Source organism: Pseudomonas sp. SDO5522_S412 (genome assembly GCF_054071215.1).
Window position 1 is genome coordinate 1 of sequence record NZ_JBSVWQ010000121.1, and the last position, 17,281, is coordinate 17,281.

General features: G+C 59.9%; 18 protein-coding genes. 8 read left to right on the plus strand and 10 right to left on the minus strand.

Translation table 11 applies throughout. The annotated features are described in order from the left end of the window. Positions 1 to 93: 93 nt before the first annotated feature. Positions 94 to 2,016: an esterase EstP gene (gene estP / locus ACW9I6_RS21395; protein ID WP_003210959.1), complete on the minus strand. Its 1,923-nt coding sequence runs from the start codon at positions 2,014 to 2,016 to the stop codon at positions 94 to 96. Between the two features lie 412 nt (positions 2,017 to 2,428). On the opposite strand from estP, the gene ACW9I6_RS21400 reads away from it, so the two are divergent. The 4 genes from ACW9I6_RS21400 to ACW9I6_RS21415 are packed head-to-tail and all read left to right on the plus strand — an operon-like array spanning position 2,429 to position 5,612. Continuing rightward, positions 2,429 to 3,022 (plus strand): aminodeoxychorismate/anthranilate synthase component II, encoded by a 594-nt coding sequence (locus ACW9I6_RS21400; RefSeq protein WP_003210957.1) that lies wholly within the window; start codon positions 2,429 to 2,431, stop codon positions 3,020 to 3,022. 9 nt (positions 3,023 to 3,031) lie between these two features. Then, the gene (gene trpD, locus ACW9I6_RS21405) at positions 3,032 to 4,081 is read left to right on the plus strand and encodes an anthranilate phosphoribosyltransferase (protein WP_003210955.1); all 1,050 of its coding nucleotides are present in this window, start codon (positions 3,032 to 3,034) and stop codon (positions 4,079 to 4,081) included. Further along, entirely contained in the window at positions 4,078 to 4,914 is an 837-nt protein-coding gene (trpC, locus tag ACW9I6_RS21410; protein WP_457339792.1) for an indole-3-glycerol phosphate synthase TrpC, read from the plus strand. Before trpD ends, trpC begins: the two co-directional genes overlap by 4 nt. A gap of 2 nt (positions 4,915 to 4,916) precedes the next feature. Further along, a complete protein-coding gene (locus tag ACW9I6_RS21415; protein WP_093204494.1) occupies positions 4,917 to 5,612 on the plus strand; it encodes a lipoate--protein ligase family protein in 696 nt (231 codons plus the stop codon). Here the strand turns inward: ACW9I6_RS21415 and crp are convergent. After that, entirely contained in the window at positions 5,609 to 6,253 is a 645-nt protein-coding gene (gene crp / locus ACW9I6_RS21420; RefSeq protein ID WP_003210949.1) for a cAMP-activated global transcriptional regulator CRP, read from the minus strand. The genes ACW9I6_RS21415 and crp overlap by 4 nt on opposite strands. 250 nt (positions 6,254 to 6,503) lie before the next feature. Here crp and ACW9I6_RS21425 point away from each other — a divergent pair, with 250 nt between their 5' ends. Then, entirely contained in the window at positions 6,504 to 6,926 is a 423-nt protein-coding gene (locus tag ACW9I6_RS21425; RefSeq protein ID WP_003210947.1) for an OsmC family protein, read from the plus strand. 64 nt (positions 6,927 to 6,990) lie between these two features. On the opposite strand, the gene coq7 is transcribed toward ACW9I6_RS21425, so the two are convergent. The 6 genes from coq7 to hemJ all read right to left on the minus strand — a co-directional run bounded on the left by coq7 (position 6,991) and on the right by hemJ (position 11,520). Then, complete coding sequence (gene coq7, locus ACW9I6_RS21430) at positions 6,991 to 7,638, minus strand: 2-polyprenyl-3-methyl-6-methoxy-1,4-benzoquinone monooxygenase (RefSeq protein ID WP_003210945.1); 648 nt, start codon at positions 7,636 to 7,638, stop codon at positions 6,991 to 6,993. A 196-nt stretch (positions 7,639 to 7,834) separates the two neighbouring features. Beyond that, complete coding sequence (locus tag ACW9I6_RS21435; protein ID WP_003210943.1) at positions 7,835 to 8,173, minus strand: histidine triad nucleotide-binding protein; 339 nt, start codon at positions 8,171 to 8,173, stop codon at positions 7,835 to 7,837. 46 nt (positions 8,174 to 8,219) lie between these two features. Further along, positions 8,220 to 9,008 (minus strand): SDR family NAD(P)-dependent oxidoreductase, encoded by a 789-nt coding sequence (locus tag ACW9I6_RS21440; protein ID WP_003210941.1) that lies wholly within the window; start codon positions 9,006 to 9,008, stop codon positions 8,220 to 8,222. Between the two features lie 62 nt (positions 9,009 to 9,070). Next, positions 9,071 to 10,036, minus strand: coding sequence for a DUF805 domain-containing protein (locus tag ACW9I6_RS21445; RefSeq protein ID WP_003210940.1), 966 nt, complete (start codon positions 10,034 to 10,036; stop codon positions 9,071 to 9,073). A gap of 62 nt (positions 10,037 to 10,098) precedes the next feature. After that, positions 10,099 to 11,067 carry an NAD(P)H-dependent flavin oxidoreductase gene (locus tag ACW9I6_RS21450; protein ID WP_008434459.1) on the minus strand — a complete coding sequence of 323 codons (969 nt, stop codon included), beginning with the start codon at positions 11,065 to 11,067 and terminating at the stop codon, positions 10,099 to 10,101. A gap of 24 nt (positions 11,068 to 11,091) precedes the next feature. Beyond that, on the minus strand, positions 11,092 to 11,520 hold the full coding sequence (hemJ, locus tag ACW9I6_RS21455; protein ID WP_003210937.1) for a protoporphyrinogen oxidase HemJ: 429 nt from the start codon (positions 11,518 to 11,520) through the stop codon (positions 11,092 to 11,094). 136 nt (positions 11,521 to 11,656) lie between these two features. On the opposite strand from hemJ, the gene argC reads away from it, so the two are divergent. Continuing rightward, positions 11,657 to 12,691, plus strand: coding sequence for an N-acetyl-gamma-glutamyl-phosphate reductase (gene argC, locus ACW9I6_RS21460; protein WP_003210935.1), 1,035 nt, complete (start codon positions 11,657 to 11,659; stop codon positions 12,689 to 12,691). Positions 12,692 to 12,853: 162 nt separating this feature from the next. Further along, on the plus strand, positions 12,854 to 13,204 hold the full coding sequence (gene erpA, locus ACW9I6_RS21465) for an iron-sulfur cluster insertion protein ErpA (protein WP_003176443.1): 351 nt from the start codon (positions 12,854 to 12,856) through the stop codon (positions 13,202 to 13,204). A gap of 66 nt (positions 13,205 to 13,270) precedes the next feature. Here erpA and ACW9I6_RS21470 read toward each other — a convergent pair whose 3' ends face one another. Together ACW9I6_RS21470 and ACW9I6_RS21475 are read right to left on the minus strand one after the other, a co-directional pair. Further along, complete coding sequence (locus ACW9I6_RS21470; RefSeq protein WP_457339793.1) at positions 13,271 to 14,362, minus strand: anhydro-N-acetylmuramic acid kinase; 1,092 nt, start codon at positions 14,360 to 14,362, stop codon at positions 13,271 to 13,273. A 3-nt stretch (positions 14,363 to 14,365) separates the two neighbouring features. Beyond that, the gene (locus ACW9I6_RS21475; RefSeq protein ID WP_003210931.1) at positions 14,366 to 15,781 is read right to left on the minus strand and encodes a peptidoglycan DD-metalloendopeptidase family protein; all 1,416 of its coding nucleotides are present in this window, start codon (positions 15,779 to 15,781) and stop codon (positions 14,366 to 14,368) included. Positions 15,782 to 15,992: 211 nt separating this feature from the next. Here ACW9I6_RS21475 and tyrS point away from each other — a divergent pair, with 211 nt between their 5' ends. Beyond that, positions 15,993 to 17,192, plus strand: a complete 1,200-nt coding sequence (gene tyrS, locus ACW9I6_RS21480) for a tyrosine--tRNA ligase (RefSeq protein WP_003210928.1) — start codon at positions 15,993 to 15,995, stop codon at positions 17,190 to 17,192. Positions 17,193 to 17,281: the final 89 nt, after the last annotated feature.

Genomic DNA, 17,281 nt, shown 5'->3' on the forward strand with positions numbered 1-17,281 from the left:
GCGGTGTATCAGTCGATATATAAGGTGACTGTCGCACCGCTTTCGCGAGCAAGCCCGCTCCCACATTTGGTATTTGTCAGTTTCAAGTCCGAGTCAGAAATCCAGACTCACCCCGACACTCAGCCCTTGCTGGGTAAAGTTGTCATCCTTTCTCACGTTATAGGCCGCGTTCAACGCCAGGTCCTTGGTCACCTTGTGGGTAATCCCCAGGTTCAAGCGATCCGAATTGCTGCGTGGCGTGTAGCCGTCCAGTTTGAAATCAATCCCCGGCACGCTGTTGAGGGACATGCCCACTCGCTGCGTATCGTTTTCAAACTCGTGCTCGTGGGCCACTTCGCCAAACACCAGGGTTTGCGGGGTGAAGCGGTAGTTGGCTTGTAATCCGATTCCCAGGCGCTTGGAGTCGCGCTGTTGGTCATCAAAGGTCAGCGCGGTGGACCGGGCATCTTTCTCCGAGTAACCATTCACCTCGACCCGCGAATAGTCAGCGCTGATAAAGGGTGAGAAGTGCCATTCGCTGTTTGGCTCGGCGATGTCATACCCAACCCGTGCGCTCAATGCCCATAGCCAGCCGTCGGTGTCGCCTTTCTCGGTGCCTTCGCTGATGCCCAGGGCGAACTTGCGCTTGAGGTTGTCGAAGTCCAGTTTGCCGCCGGTCAATGCGGCGTCGGCCCACCAGTGATCTTCCTGATACTGGGCGAACGCGGTGCCCAGGTAGCTGTTGAGCTTGTAGTCCGAATCGCTGGCGCCAGCCTCAAGACTCTGGCGATAGAAGCCTGCTGCCACACCCACGCGCCACTCGTCATTGAGCCTGTAGCTGCCACCGATGTTCAGGTTATAGCCGCTGCCGTCACCGCTGGCCGAGCTGTTCTGATCATCGAAGTCCAGGTGCTGGCCGCCAGCGTCGACGATCGCCCGCCATTGGCCCACGGCCTGCCAGCTACGGGAGTCGGCTTGCCATTGGTTGCGCAATGAATCCTGATGGGCGCGCAAGGTGCCTTGGGCCATTTCCGGAAGCAGGGTGATTTCCCAGGGGGCTGCCAGCAGCGAATACGCGTAGTCGGCGATCAGTGCCTGGCCGGCCTCGGTCGGGTGCACGGTGTCGTTGTAAATCAGCTTGGTCGGGTCCGGATTGGTGCCGCCGACGCCATACACCGGATTCCTGCAGGTGGTGCCGCTGAAGCACGTCTGGTTGAGGTTCTGGTCGGTGGCAAAACCAAAACGCCCGGGATCGGCAAAGGTTTCCTTGAGCAGCAACGGAATGTTCAGCGGGATGATCTGCGCATCGATTTGCGACAGGCGCTGTACCAGGGTCTGGTTGAACGCGCCGGCCAGGGTGCTGACGGCCCCTTGGAGCGGGGTGCCATTGACGGCAGGTGTCAGGCCCAGGTCCGGCAGCATCCATACCATTACATAACGGGCGCCAGCCTGTTGCAGCGCCTGGGCGCTGTCGGCCAGGCGCCCGGCTGCGGCCGAGGCCTGGTCGGGGCTGAGGACCAGGCCGTCGAGGAAGTCATTGCCGCCGCCGGAGAGAAAGTACAACGCGTTGGGGTCGGCTCGGCCCCCCGTTGATGCCAGGTATCCGGGACGTGTACGCAATACCTGCCCGGTGTCGCTGTCGGTGACGGTGGAGTTACCGGTGATGGCATCGTAGATCTGTTGGGTGGTGTAGCCGCCGACGGCCCAGTTATTGCCGTCTGGCTGGCCCAGCGCGGCGCGCTCCGGCGAGGTCGAGGCATTCAGGTCGCCCGGGGCAACCCCCAGCTTGCCGCCCAATAACGTCGAGGAGATCAGCGATGTGCTTTCGCCGCTGCCGTCGAAGTATTGCGGGCCGGTGCGGTTGGTGAAGCGATAGGTTGAGCCCGGTGCGCCAGGGTCGGCAAATGTACCGGCGTCGGCCAGGCTGTCACCGAAAACGACCATCGTCGAATAAGGCGAGGGCGCGGCGAAGGCTTGCGAGCATGCCAGCGCCAAGAGGCAGCCGACGATGGGGGTGAAATAGGGCATCTTGGTCATGAGTCCGTCCATGATTTTGTTTTTTTGTCAGCACTGTGACTGTAGCGCCCTTGGAAGGGTTCTGAAAAGTTTGACGCCAATTATCAGTCGGGCAGTTTCCCCCGTATTTGCGGCTCGATATTGCACCGTTGGCGAGGCTACGTTACTGTGCCTGAACGTATGAATGAGACCCTCTCCGTGTTGATCATCAGCAAACTCTTGATGCGAGTAGTCAAGGCACACGCCCGTTGGCGTTGGCGCGCCTAACTTTTCTCTACCGGCCCCGCCGGACCTGTACCGATTTGCCTTCTTCACCCTCTGTTAAACGCCCCTTGCCGGCCAACCCCGGCAACCGGAAAGTGCGTCTGGCAGCGGGTCACTCCCTTGGAAGGCCGTCATTAGAAGTCAGTGAATTCAAGAGGTTTTAACCCACATGTTGCTGATGATTGATAACTACGACTCCTTTACCTACAACGTTGTGCAGTACCTGGGCGAGCTCGGCGCCGAGGTCAAGGTGGTGCGCAACGACGAATTGACCGTGGCCCAGATCGCCGCGTTGAACCCTGAACGCATCGTCGTCTCCCCAGGCCCGTGCACGCCGACCGAAGCGGGCATCTCCCTCGAAGCCATCCAATACTTTGCCGGCAAGCTGCCGATCCTGGGCGTGTGCCTGGGCCATCAGTCCATCGGCCAGGCCTTCGGTGGCGACGTCGTCCGCGCCCGCCAGGTAATGCACGGCAAGACCAGCCCGGTATTTCACAAGGACCAGGGCGTATTCCAGGGTTTGAACCTGCCGGTAACGGTAACCCGCTACCACTCGCTGGTGGTCAAGCGTGAAACCCTGCCCGAGTGCCTTGAGCTGACGGCCTGGACCCAGCTGGAAGACGGCTCGGTCGACGAGATCATGGGCCTGCGTCACAAGACACTGAACGTCGAAGGGGTGCAATTTCACCCGGAATCGATTTTGACCGAGCAGGGCTTCGAGCTGTTCGCTAACTTTCTCAAGCAGAGCGGCGGCACGCGCTAAGGACTTTTCATGGATATCAAGACTGCCCTGAGCCGTATCGTCGGCCATCTGGACCTGAGCACCGCTGAAATGAGCGATGTGATGCGCGAGATCATGACCGGTCAATGCACCGACGCGCAGATCGGCGCGTTCATGATGGCCATGCGCATGAAGAGCGAGAGCATCGACGAAATCGTCGGCGCTGTGTCGGTCATGCGTGAGCTGGCCGACAAGGTTGAACTCAAGACCCTCGACGGCGTGGTCGACGTGGTCGGCACCGGCGGCGACGGTGCGAACATTTTCAACGTGTCGACGGCTTCTTCCTTTGTGGTGGCCGCTGCCGGCTGCACCGTGGCCAAGCACGGTAACCGCGCGGTGTCGGGTAAAAGCGGCAGCGCCGATTTGCTGGAAGCTGCAGGCATCTACCTGAACCTGACCCCGGTACAAGTGGCGCGCTGCATCGATCATGTCGGCATCGGCTTCATGTTTGCCCAGTCCCATCACGGCGCGATGAAACACGCCGCCGGCCCGCGCAAGGACTTGGGCTTGCGTACCCTGTTCAACATGCTCGGCCCGCTTACGAATCCGGCCGGTGTGAAGCATCAGGTAGTGGGCGTGTTCAGCCAGGCGCTGTGCCGGCCATTGGCTGAAGTCCTGCAGCGCCTGGGCAGCAAGCACGTGCTGGTGGTGCATTCCAAGGATGGCCTCGACGAGTTCAGCCTGGCAGCACCGACCTTCGTGGCGGAGCTGAAGAACGACCAGGTCACCGAGTATTGGGTCGAGCCAGAAGACCTCGGCATGAAAAGCCAGAGCCTGCACGGCCTGGCGGTAGAAAGCCCGGCCGCCTCCCTTGAACTGATTCGCGATGCCCTGGGACGCCGCAAGACCGAAAACGGCCAGAAAGCCGCAGAAATGATTGTGCTCAACGCCGGTGCGGCGCTGTACGCCGCGGATCACGCCTACAGTCTTAAAGAGGGTGTTGCCCTCGCTCATGATGCATTGCATACCGGGCTGGCGCGCGAAAAGCTCGAAGAACTGGGTGCGTTTACTGCGGTGTTCAAAGTGGAGAATGAAGGATGAGTGTTCCGACCGTTCTGGAAAAAATCCTGGCCCGCAAGGCAGAAGAAGTCGCCGAGCGTCGTGCCCGGGTCAGCCTGGCTGAGCTGGAAGGCCTGGCGAAAACCGCTGATGCACCGCGTGGGTTCGCCAATGCGCTGATCAAGCAGGCCAAGGAAAAACAGCCGGCCGTTATCGCTGAAATCAAGAAGGCTTCGCCGAGCAAGGGCGTGATTCGCGAGATCTTCATCCCTGAAGACATCGCCAAAAGCTACGAGAAGGGCGGCGCGACGTGCCTCTCGGTGTTGACCGATATCGACTATTTCCAGGGTGCCGACCTGTACCTGCAGCAAGCGCGTGCGGCGTGTTCGCTGCCGGTGATCCGCAAGGACTTCATGGTCGACCCTTACCAGATCGTCGAAGCCCGTGCCTTGGGCGCCGATTGCGTGCTGTTGATCGTCTCCGCACTGGATGACGTGAAAATGGCTGAACTGGCGGCCGTGGCCAAGAGCGTCGGCCTCGACGTGCTGGCGGAAGTGCACGACGGTGATGAACTGGAACGCGCGTTGAAAACCCTCGACACACCGTTGGTGGGCGTCAACAACCGCAACCTGCACACCTTCGAAGTCAGCCTGGAAAACACCCTCGACCTGTTGCCGCGCATCCCGCGCGACCGGTTGGTGATCACCGAAAGCGGCATCGTCAATCGCGCCGATGTGGAACTGATGGAAATCAGCGGCGTGTACTCGTTCCTCGTCGGCGAAACCTTCATGCGTGCCGAGAACCCGGGGGCTGAATTGCAGCGCCTGTTCTTCCCGGAGCGTGGCGTTGCCGTCAGTGGCTCGACCCTGGATTGATGATGACCCAGCCGGTGGCGATGACGGTCGAGGCAGGCCTTAAGGCCGAGCAGGATTTGCTCGCCGCGGTCTGTGCCGGCGAGCAACCGTTCGGCCTGCTGTTCTGGCAGCCCAGCGATCAAGCGTTGGTGATGCCTCGTCGTTTGAGCCGCCTTCCGGCATTCGAGACCGCCAGCCAGGTGTCGGCAGACGCCGGTTGGCCGGTGCTGCTGCGGGAAACAGGCGGTGAGCCGGTTCCACAGTCGGCAGCCACGGTCAATATTGCGTTGGTCTACGCGCCACCACGCAGTGAAGGTGACCAGGGCCGTATCGAAACCGGCTACCAGCGTCTGTGCCAGCCGATTTGCGACCTGCTGATCGAGTTGGGTGGCAACGCGTCGGTGGGCGAGATCGACGGTGCGTTTTGCGACGGTCGCTACAACGTCAACCTTGATGGTCGCAAAATGGTCGGTACCGCCCAGCGCTGGCGCCAGAGTGGCGGGCGCCCGGTGGGGTTGGTGCATGGTGCGTTGCTGCTGGATGACGATCGCGTCGAATTGATCGCCGCGGTCAATCGCTTCAATGAAGCGTGCGGCCTGGAACAACGGGTGCGCGCCGAAAGCCACATCGCCCTGCACGAAGCCTTTGCGGCGCCAGATGCGATTGCCCGGCTTGATACGTTGTACCGTCAGATGCTTGCGAGTTTCCTGCCGGTTTAACGCGTACCGAAGACCACCATGGTCTTGCCTTTGACATGCACCAGGTTGCGTTCCTCCAGGTCCTTGAGCACACGGCCAACCATTTCCCTTGAGCAACCGACGATCCGCCCGATTTCCTGGCGGGTGATCTTGATCTGCATCCCGTCGGGATGGGTCATGGCGTCCGGTTGCTTGCACAACTCCAGCAGGCAGCGGGCAACCCGGCCGGTGACGTCGAAGAACGCCAGGTCGCCGACTTTGCGCGTGGTGTCTCTCAGGCGCTGTGCGATCTGGCCGCTCAGGGCGTACAGAATGTCGGGATCCTGCTGGGCCAGTTCGCGAAATTTCGTATAGCTGATCTCGGCGACTTCGCATTCGACCTTGGCCCGCACCCAGGCACTGCGTTGCTGTTCCTTGCCGGCTTGTTCGAAAAGCCCGAGTTCACCGAAGAAATCACCGGTATTGAGGTAGGCGATGATCATTTCGCGACCATCGTCATCCTCGATCAGGATGGTGACCGAGCCTTTGATAATGAAGAACAGGGATTCCGAGCGCTCGCCCGCGCAGATGATGTTGTGCTTGGCCGGATGACGCCGGCGCTGACAATGCATCAGCAGTTTGTCGAGGTTCTTGATTTTGGGTGTGGGAGTAATAGCAACCATGGTTGTATCCCGAAAAGACTGCACGGTGTTGGTGAGCTTGTTTTTTTATCCAGCGCGATCAACGGCTAAGCTACATCATCCAAAGGATGGCAATGCGCCATTGATTTGGCGCCAGCTTAACAGACACATTCTGACTTCATTAGGGAATTTACCCAGCAAACCCTGCTGTTGATCGCTTTCATGGGAAACGCTGCCGGCCCAAAGTGCTGTGCTAAGCTGGCGACCCTTTTTTAGCAGTGGAGTCTGGGCGATGAAGGCACGCATCCAATGGGCGGGCGAAGCCATGTTCCTCGGTGAGTCGGGCAGTGGCCACGTGGTGGTCATGGACGGCCCGCCGGAGGCCGGTGGCCGCAACCTGGGCGTACGCCCGATGGAAATGCTCCTGCTCGGTGTAGGCGGTTGCAGCAATTTCGATGTGGTGAGCATCCTGAAGAAGTCCCGCCAGGCGGTGGAAAGCTGCGAAGCATTCCTGGAAGCCGAGCGTGCCACCGAAGACCCGAAGGTGTTTACCAGGATCCACATGCACTTTGTCGTCAAGGGCCGGGCGTTGAAAGAAGCCCAGGTCAAGCGGGCCATCGAGTTGTCGGCGGAGAAGTACTGCTCGGCCTCGATCATGCTGGGCGCTGCGGGCGTTGCCATCACTCATGATTACGAGATCATTGAGTTGGGCTGATTCTTCAATCGGCAGGCAAAAAGAAAGGGCGCTTGATAGCGCCCTTTTTTGTTTTCTGCTGAAACTAGATGCGGTACGTGCTTTTGGTCATGACCTTGGCCAGCAGGCTCATGCCAAATTTCACCGGTGCCGGGAAGCGGAAGCCGCCCGCGTCCAGCGCGCTTTCGGCGTGATGTTCTTCATCAATGCGCATCTGCTCAAGAATCGCCCGGGACTTTTCGTCTTCAGCCGGCAGTTGCTCGAGGTGTTCATTGAGGTGTTTGCACACCTGATGCTCGGTGGCGGCCACAAAACCCAGGCTGACTTTGTCGCTGATCAGCCCGGCCACCGCACCAATGCCAAACGATAAGCCGTAGAACAGCGGGTTCAGCACGCTCGGATGGCTGTTCAACTGGCGAATGCGTTGTTCGCACCAGGCCAGGTGATCGATTTCTTCTTCGGCGGCATGTTCCATCGCAGCGCGCACTTGCGGCAGCTTGGCGGTCAGGGCCTGGCCCTGGTACAGCGCCTGGGCACAGACCTCACCGGTATGGTTGATACGCATCAGGCCGGCGACGTGGCGGGTGTCGGTCTCGCTCATCTGCGCTTCGGGCCGCACGATGGCGGGCGACGGGCGGTGCGGTTGGCCGCTGAATGGCAGCAGCGTGCGCATGGCCGTATCGGCTTGCAGCAACAGACGATCAATCGGCGAGTAGTGACGTTGGGTAGTCATGCTGACCTCCGGGAAGAATCTCGGCGGCCAGTTTACCGCAAGAGAGGGGGAAGCGTTTGCGCTGGGTCAAATTGCTTGTGTGGCGAGGGAGCTTGCTCGCGCTGGAGTACGCAGCGCTCTCGTTTTTGGGGCTGCTACGCAGCCCAGCGGGAGCAAGCTCCCTCGCCACAGCAAGCTGCCTCGCCACAGGTAGTGCTCAGCCCGGCGGCCAGTTCATCTGGCGTTGACCCAGAACATGCATGTGGATGTGATAAACGGTCTGTCCGCCATCTTCGTTGCAGTTCATCACCACACGGAAGCCCTTCTCACAGCCTTGCTCAACCGCCAGGCGCTGGGCGGTGAACAGGATATGCCCGGCCAGCGCCTTGTCTTCCTCGGTGAGGTCGTTGAGGGTGCGGATCGGCTTTTTCGGAATCACCAGGAAATGCACGGGTGCCATTGGCGCGATGTCGTGGAAGGCCAGGACCTGGTCATCCTCGTAGATGATCTTCGCGGGTATTTCTCTGTTGATGATCTTGGTGAACAGAGTATCCACAGCTGTTTCTCCATTGTGAAAGTGCAGGGTGAGTGTACTCAGGCGATCAGCGCGGGCAATAGGCCTTGTTGATCGCGCCGGCAATCTTGCGGGTCAGCCAGCGCGGGCTCAGGCGCGGGCTGAACGCCAGCCAGCGATTACGCCGGCCGGGAATGATGATGGCTTTGTTCCTGGCCAGCGCACGCACGGTGTAGAGCGCGACTTCTTCCGGGCTCATCAACTGTTGGCTGCGATCCAGCTTGGCGGTGTCCATTTGGGCGGTGCCGAAGAATGCGGTGCGGGTCGGGCCGGGGCAAAGGACGGAAACCTTGATGCCGCAGGTCTTCAGTTCCTCGCGCAAGCCTTCGGAAAAGTGCAGCACGTAGGCCTTGCTGGCGTAGTAAGTGCTCATCCATGGGCCGGGTTGGAACGCGGCAACCGACGCGACGTTGAGAATCTGCCCGCCGCCGTGCAGGGCCATGGCGTTGCCGAGGGCGTGGCACATGCGGGTCAGGGCGAGGATGTTGACCTCCATCAGGTCCTGCTCGGTCATCCAGTCCTGCGCCAGGAACGGGCCGCTGGTACCGATGCCGGCGCAGTTGACCAGCAGGTCGATCTGCCGCTCGCCTTCTTCCAGTTCCAGCAGGAACCCGGAGAGCCGCAGGGGCTCGCCCAGGTCACAGGCACGGAACAGCACCTCGACGCCGAAGCGCTGAGTCAATTCGATTGCAATGCTTTCCAACTGATCACGCTGGCGGGCCACCAGAATCAAGCTGCGGCCGCGACGGGCCAGTGCTTCGGCCAAGGCCAGGCCGATGCCGCTGGAGGCACCGGTGATCAGAGCGTAACGGGTCATGCGTTTCTCCATCGCAACGCTACCGGGCCTGTGACAGAGGCGTCACAGGCGTCGGGCGTTTTTCACTGTTGCGTAGAGTCTACAGGTTCGGCTGTGTCGTCAGCACTTTGCACATCGACTTCATCGACGGTGGTGGCCTGGTCGCTGTCGTCATCGGAGTTGATGGAGCTGCTTTCGTAGCTGCCACCTACATCGCTTTCCAGTTGATCCAGGTAGCCGCTCATGCCAACCAACACCGCGCCGGCAAATACCAGCGGAATGAATGCGAGCCACAATGCGGAGAGGATTTTCACCGCAGTGGAGTTACGCGGTGGTGGCGCGCCGTACTGGTTTGCGCCCGTGTTACCGGGGAGGACCATCAGCAGGATCGGGAAGATGCTGCCAACGAAGGGCACCAGGTGCAGGAACCACAGCCAGCCGGACCAGCCCAGGTCATGCAGGCGCTGCACGGTGATCTGTACGCTGACCCACACAGCGGCCACGAGTATGGCAATCCCCACCAGGAAGCCAATGACCATGGCAATCGTCGGAGAGACCGCAGCGATACCAAGTCCGACGGTGAAGAACACGCTTGAGACGAGGAGGATCACCACGCTCAGCACCAGCGTCCACGCCAGGAAGCGCAGGCGTCCGATCCGGCCGTTGACGGTGAATACCTTAAGGGTGGAAAACTCCGGCAGGTTCTCGCCAACCGCGGCCCGGGGCGGGGCGTAAGGCGATGCGGCGGGGCGGGTGTAGTCAGTCGCGCTGCCGGAGTCCGTTTCATGGGTTTCGGCAAGGCTGAAGGCGACCGGCTGCTCTTCTTCTATCCGCGCATCCACCCCGGCGTTTTTCAGCGCTTGCAGATAGGTCTCGGCATCGGCGCGGGAAAGGTCGCGTTTCAGCGCGACCGGGCGGCCGGTGAAAAGCTTTTCGATCGCGTCGACATCACTTTTGAACAACTCGGCGAGGTTCAGCTTGGCGGTGGTGCTTTCGACACCCGGGAGCAATGCGCCATCAAACACAATCTTGAAACGGTTGTCGCTCATGCGGGCATCCTTGTCACTTGAATGGGGAGGCCTGCCTTGATCAGCAGGCTTTGAATCGCGGATCAGCGTGGCCAGCGTTCAGGCAATTGTGCCGCATGCTCGAGCGCCTTGCGGTATTCGGCATCCAGGCGGGCCACGAGTTCATCGACGCTGGGCAAATCATCAATCTCTCCGACGCCCTGGCCGGCGGACCACACGGTCTTCCAGGCTTTGGCTTCGTCGTTGAGTGGCTTGAGCTTGGAGCCAAAATTGACTTCACCCTTGCCTTGCAGCGCGGCGAGGTCGAAACCGGCATTTTCCAGGCTCTGGCGCATGAAGCTTGCGGGAACACCGGAGACGGCTGGAGTGTGCACGATGTCGGCGGCGCGCGATGTGAGCAGCATCTCTTTATAGGCATCCGGGGCATGGCTTTCGGTGGTGCCGATAAAACGCGTGCCGAAATAGGCCAGGTCGGCGCCGAGCAGTTGCGCGGCGAGGATTTCGTGGCCGTGGTTCAGGCAACCGGCGAGCAGCAGGGTTTTGTCGAAGAACTGACGGATTTCTGCGATCAGCGAGAACGGGCTCCAGGTGCCGGCATGGCCACCGGCGCCCGCCGCAACGGCGATCAGGCCATCGACGCCGGCTTCAGCGGCTTTTTCGGCGTGGCGCCGGGTGGTGACATCGTGGAATACCAGGCCGCCGTAGCTATGCACCGCGTCTACCAATTCTTTCACCGCGCCCAGGCTGGTGATGACGATCGGCACCTTGTGCTCGACGCAGATCGCCAGGTCGGCTTCCACCCGCGGGTTACTGTTGTGCACGATCAGGTTGACCGCATAGGGCGCCGGGTTATCCAGCAGCGCCAGGCCCGCTTCGATTTCTTCCAGCCACGCCTTGAAGCCGCTGCTTTCCCGCTGATTGAGGGCAGGGAAGCTGCCGACGATCCCGTTGCGGCAGCAGGCCAGCACCAGTTGCGGGTTGGAGATCAGAAACATCGGCGCAGCCACGACGGGCAGGCGCAGATTTTGTTCGAGCGAAGCGGGCAGCGACATTGGAAGTACCCCGAGTAATAGAGATTAGAACGGTTTGACCACGACCAAAATTACGATAGCCAGCAATATCAGAACTGGCACTTCATTGAACCAGCGATAAAAGACATGGCTGCGGGTGTTTTCGCCACGGGCGAAACGTTTTACCTGCGCGCCGCACATATGGTGGTAGCCGATGAGCAGTACTACCAGGGTCAACTTGGCGTGGATCCACCCGCCGGATTGAAAGATGGCCGGGTTGAGGTAGATCAGCCATCCGCCGAACACCAGGCTGGCGATCATCGCCGGGCCCATGATGCCGCGGTACAGCTTGCGCTCCATCACGCTGAAGCGTTCCTTGCTGATGGTGTCCTCGCTTTGGGCGTGGTAGACGAACAGGCGAGGAAGGTAGAACAGCGCGGCAAACCAGCAGACGATGCTGACGATATGAAAGGCTTTGACCCATAGATAAAGCATTTTTAGTTATTCCCAGGTTCACGGTAGCTGAAGATAGTAGTGGCTCTAGCGTCTACACGTCATGTTGAAGGTTGTCGCAGGACGATACGAACCCTATTATCGACGGCTTTCCAGTGGGTTCGTTGAGGGCAGGTTTATGGTCAAGGTCGGTATCGTCGGCGGCACGGGTTACACCGGTGTCGAATTGCTGCGTCTGTTGGCTCAGCATCCGCAAGCTGAGGTGGTGGTGATCACTTCCCGATCCGAGGCCGGCCTGGCTGTGGCCGATATGTACCCGAACCTGCGAGGCCACTATGACGGCCTGGCGTTCAGCGTTCCGGATATCAAGACCCTGGGCGCGTGTGATGTGGTGTTCTTTGCCACGCCTCACGGTGTGGCCCATGCTCTGGCGGGCGAGTTGCTGGCCGCCGGTACCAAGGTGATCGACTTGTCGGCAGACTTCCGCCTGCAGGACGCCGATGAGTGGGCCAAGTGGTACGGCCAGCCTCACGGTGCACCGCAGTTGCTGGAAGAGGCGGTGTACGGCCTGCCGGAAGTCAATCGTGAGCAGATCAAGCAAGCACGCCTGATCGCTGTGCCGGGTTGCTATCCGACCGCTACGCAGTTGGGTTTCCTGCCATTGCTGGAAGCCGGGCTGGCGGATGCATCGCGGCTGATTGCTGACTGCAAGTCGGGCGTCAGTGGTGCTGGTCGTGGGGCCGCTGTAGGTTCGCTTTACTCCGAGACGTCGGAAAGCATGAAAGCCTATGCAGTCAAAGGCCATCGTCACTTGCCGGAAATTCGCCAGGGGCTGCGTCGTGCTGCGGGCAAGGATGTCGGCCTGACGTTTGTGCCGCACCTGACACCGATGATCCGCGGGATCCACTCCACACTGTATGCGACGGTCGTTGATCGCTCGGTAGACCTGCAGGCGCTGTTTGAAAAGCGCTATGCCAATGAGCCGTTCGTCGATGTGATGCCGGCGGGCAGCCACCCGGAGACCCGCAGCGTGCGCGGGGCCAACGTGTGCCGTATCGCAGTGCATCGTCCACAGGATGGTGACCTGGTGGTGGTATTGTCGGTCATCGACAACCTGGTCAAGGGCGCTTCGGGCCAGGCTGTGCAGAACATGAACATCCTGTTTGGCCTGGATGAGAAGCTGGGCCTGTCCCACGCGGGCATGCTGCCGTAAATTTTCTGCTGTTGCGCAAAGGCCCGTTGATCGGGCCTTTCGTGTTTTTAATGGCCGCTGCGCAGATTGATATACCGTAACAATAGTTGACCGCTTTTCTAGGAGAAGCGGATAATGCCCGCCATCACGCATATGGCGGCGCTACGCCGGGAGATTATCAGCATGAGCGTTGAATCCTTCACCCCCACGGCTTTGCAATTCACCCACGGTGCTGCGCACAAGGTGAAGAGCCTGGTCGATGAAGAGGGTAATGATCGCTTGAAGCTGCGCGTATTTGTTACGGGCGGCGGTTGTTCAGGGTTTCAGTACGGTTTTACCTTCGATGAAGACGTGGCCGATGACGACACCATCGTTGAGCGCGAGGGCGTCAGCCTGGTTGTCGATCCGATGAGCTTCCAGTACCTGGCAGGAGCCGAGGTGGACTATCAGGAAGGTCTGGAAGGTTCGCGCTTCGTGATCAAGAACCCGAATGCCACCACCACTTGTGGTTGCGGGTCTTCGTTCTCGATCTGATCGACAGCGGATATAAAAACGCCGCTTGGCCTTGATAGGGCCAAGCGGCGTTTTGCTGTGTGGGATTCAGGCGGGGTAGATCGCGCCGAGTACACGAAGGCCGCGGGCGCCGGTGACGCTGGGGCGGTTGGCGGCGATGCCTTCCAGGCAGCAATGGGCCAGCCAGGCGAACGCCATGGCTTCGACCCAGTCAGGGTCTACGCCGCAGGTGGCGGTGCTGCTGACCTGGGTCGCCGGCAGCAGGGCGCTCAGGCGGCTCATCAAGGTTGCGTTGTGGGCGCCGCCGCCGCAGACCAGCAGGGTTTCGGTCTGTGGTTGGGCGGTTTGCAGGGATTCGACGATGGTCAGGGCAGTCAGCTCGAGCAATGTGGCTTGCACGTCCTGGGCTGCGAATGGCGGCAATCGTCCCAGGTGATGCTCAAGCCATCCCAGGTTGAAGACTTCGCGACCGGTGCTTTTTGGCCCTTTGGTCACAAAGAACGGATCGCTGAGCAATGCCTTGAGTAGCTGGGGTTCAACCTTCCCGCTGGCAGCCCACTGGCCATCGCGGTCGAAGTTCTCGCCGCGTTGCTGGTGAATCCAGGCATCCAGCAGGACATTCCCCGGGCCGCAGTCGAAGCCCGCGACCGGTTTGCCGGTCTCGATCAGGCTGAGGTTGCTGAAGCCGCCCACATTCAGTACGGCGCGGTTGCCCGTACGCTCGCCAAACAGTGCCTCATGAAATGCAGGCACCAGCGGGGCGCCTTGGCCTCCGGCGGCGACATCGCGGCTACGGAAATCACTGACGACGGTGATTCCCGTCAATTCGGTGAGCAGCGCCGGGTTGCCGATCTGCACGGTAAAACCCCGTGCAGGTTCGTGACGAATGGTTTGGCCGTGGCTGCCAATCGCTCGAATGTCCTGGGGCTTGAGGTTCTGCTGATCGAGTAGGGCGTGAATACCTTGGGCGGCAAGCGTCACCCAGTTCTGCTGCGCGAGCGCCGAACGGGCAATCTCGTCCGGGCCGCTGGCGCACAGGCCAAGCAGCTCGGAACGCAGGGATTCAGGCATGGGGATGTAGTGGGTGGCGATCAGCTTGATCGCCGGGCCTTGCTTGATCAGCGCAATGTCCAGGCCATCAAGGCTGGTCCCGGACATCACACCTATATAGAGCGACATGGCTTAGCGCTTCGCCGAAGCCAGGAGAGTCGAGCGCTCCTGGTCCATGCGGGCCATCAATGGCTGGCTCTGCTGCAGGAAGCGAGCGCGCTCGGCCTTGGCGATCGGGTCGGCCATTGGCAGCTTCTGGCCCAGTGGGTCGACGTGCACGCCGTTGACCTGGAACTCGTAGTGCAAGTGCGGGCCGGTGGACAGCCCGGTAGTGCCGATGTAACCGATCACCTGGCCCTGCTTGACGTTGCCGCCGGTCTGGATGCCCTTGGCGAAACCTTGCATGTGGCCATACAGCGTGCGGTAGGTGGCCCCGTGCTGGATGATCACGGTGTTGCCGTAGCCGCCACGGCGACCAGCCAGCAAGACCTTGCCGTCACCGGCAGCCTTGATCGGCGTGCCACGCGGGGCGGCGTAGTCGACGCCTTTGTGAGCGCGAATTTTGTTCAGAATTGGATGCTTGCGACCCATCGAGAAACGCGAGCTAATACGGGCGAAGTCAACCGGGGTACGGATGAACGCCTTGCGCATGCTGTTGCCGTCGGCGGTGTAGTAGCTGCTGTTGCCTTGTTTGTTGGTGTAGCGCACGGCGGTGTAGGTCTTGCCACGGTTGGTAAATCGCGCAGAGAGGATGTTGCCGGTGCCGACGACCTTGCCGTTGGCGACCTTCTGTTCGTAGATCACGTCGAATTCGTCACCCTGGCGAATGTCCTGGGCGAAGTCGATGTCGTAGCCAAACACGCTGGCCATGTCCATGGTCATGCTGTGGGACAGGCCGGCGCGGGCGGCGGACTGCGACAGCGAGCTGTTGATCACGCCGTGTACATAGGCGGAGCGCATGACCGGCTTGGTGGTGATGCGGTTGAACGCAAAGCCCTTGGCGCCTTTGGTCAGGGTGATGCTTTCCAGGTCGCTGACGTTGCTGTGCAGGTTGGTCAACTGGCCGTCGGGCGCCAGTTCGAATTCAAGCTTCTGGCCATGCTTGAGTTGGGTGAATTGCTTGGCCTGCTTGTCGCTTGCCAGTACATCGTTGACCGTCGCGGCGGGGAGGCCGACCTTTTCGAACAGGGTCGAAAGGGTGTCGCCCTTGGCAACAATGACTTCCCGGTGCAGCGGGTTCTTGGGTGCCTCTACTACCGCAGGTTCGGCCTGCGCGGTTTCCTTGGTGTCTTCGGCGCTGCTTTCGATCTGGGCAAACGGCGATTCGGCTGCGCCATTTGTGGCTTGAAGTGCGTCGGAAGCGTCTTGATCTTGTGTCAGTTGCTCAACCGGACTTTCAAGGTCAAGGCTTAGGGTCGTTCGTTTGGCTTCTACGTCGCTGGAAGGAAATACCAGGAGTGCCAGGCTCAGAAGGGCGGCGATCCCACTTGCGGCGAGCAGGTGGGTCTTCGGGTAAAGCGGCGGCGCTTTAGACGGTTCTGTGGTCATAAGTAATTTTGACTTTGAAAAGATGAATTGGAAAAGATGAATGACATGATGAAGATGAAATAACTGTATAAAATATAACCAAATCATCTGTGGTGCAAGCTTGCGAACGCTGGGCTTGCTGAACGGTGTCCGTGCGCAGGGCAAAACTTGTAATTAGTCCCTGATCTTGTATGGTTGGTTCCCTTTTGAATCTGAGCCTTGCGGGTCTGTTATGAAGTCGGTTGAAGAGCAGCTAGCGCTGATCAAACGTGGTGCGGAAGAACTGTTGGTCGAAGCTGAGCTGATCGAAAAGCTCAAGCGTGGCCAGCCCCTGCGTATTAAGGCCGGCTTTGATCCGACGGCGCCGGATCTGCACCTTGGGCATACGGTGCTTATTAATAAGCTGCGCCAGTTCCAGGAACTGGGGCATCAGGTAATCTTCCTTATAGGTGACTTCACCGGGATGATCGGTGATCCGAGCGGCAAGAGCGCTACGCGTCCGCCGCTGACCCGTGAGCAGGTTCTCGATAACGCCGAGACCTACAAGACCCAGGTCTTCAAGATTCTTGATCCGGCCAAGACCGAGGTGGCCTTCAACTCCACCTGGATGGATCAGATGGGGCCGGCGGATTTCATTCGTCTTACGTCCCAGTACACCGTTGCTCGCATGCTCGAGCGCGATGACTTCGATAAGCGCTACTCCACTAATCAGCCGATCGCTATCCATGAGTTCCTGTACCCATTGGTTCAAGGGTATGACTCGGTGGCGTTGCGTGCCGATGTCGAGCTGGGCGGTACTGATCAGAAATTCAACCTGCTGATGGGGCGTGAGCTGCAGCGTGCGTATGGGCAAGAGGCTCAGTGCATTCTGACGATGCCGTTGCTGGAAGGGCTGGATGGCGTCAAGAAGATGTCCAAGTCCCTGGGTAACTATGTCGGTATCCAGGAAGCGCCGGGTGTGATGTACGGCAAGCTGGTTTCGATTCCGGATGCGCTGATGTGGCGTTACTTCGAACTGTTGAGTTTCCGCTCGATGGATGAGATCAATGCATTGCGTGCTGAAGTGGAAGCTGGGGCTAACCCGCGGGATGTGAAGATCAAGCTGGCTGAAGAGATTGTTGCGCGCTTCCATGGTGAAGAGGCTGCGGCCAGTGCTCACCGTGCTGCGGGTAACCGTATGAAGGATGGCGAGCTGCCGGATGATCTGCCTGAGATTGAATTGACTGCTGGCGAGGCAATGCCGATCGCTGCCGTCCTTAATAAGGCGGGCCTGGTGAAGAACTCGGCGGTGGCGCGCGACCTTCTGGGGTCTGGCGGTGTACGTATAGATGGTGAGGTTGTCGATCGCACCTTTATATACGAACTGGGCGCGACCCACGTTTGCCAGGCCGGCAAGAAGGCATTTGCGCGTATTACGCTTAAATCCGAATAAACCTGAAATTAACTGTTGACGGCGTTTTATATCTGTCTATAATTCGCCCCACTTCCGGCGCAGTCGAAACGGAAAACTCCTTGGTAAAC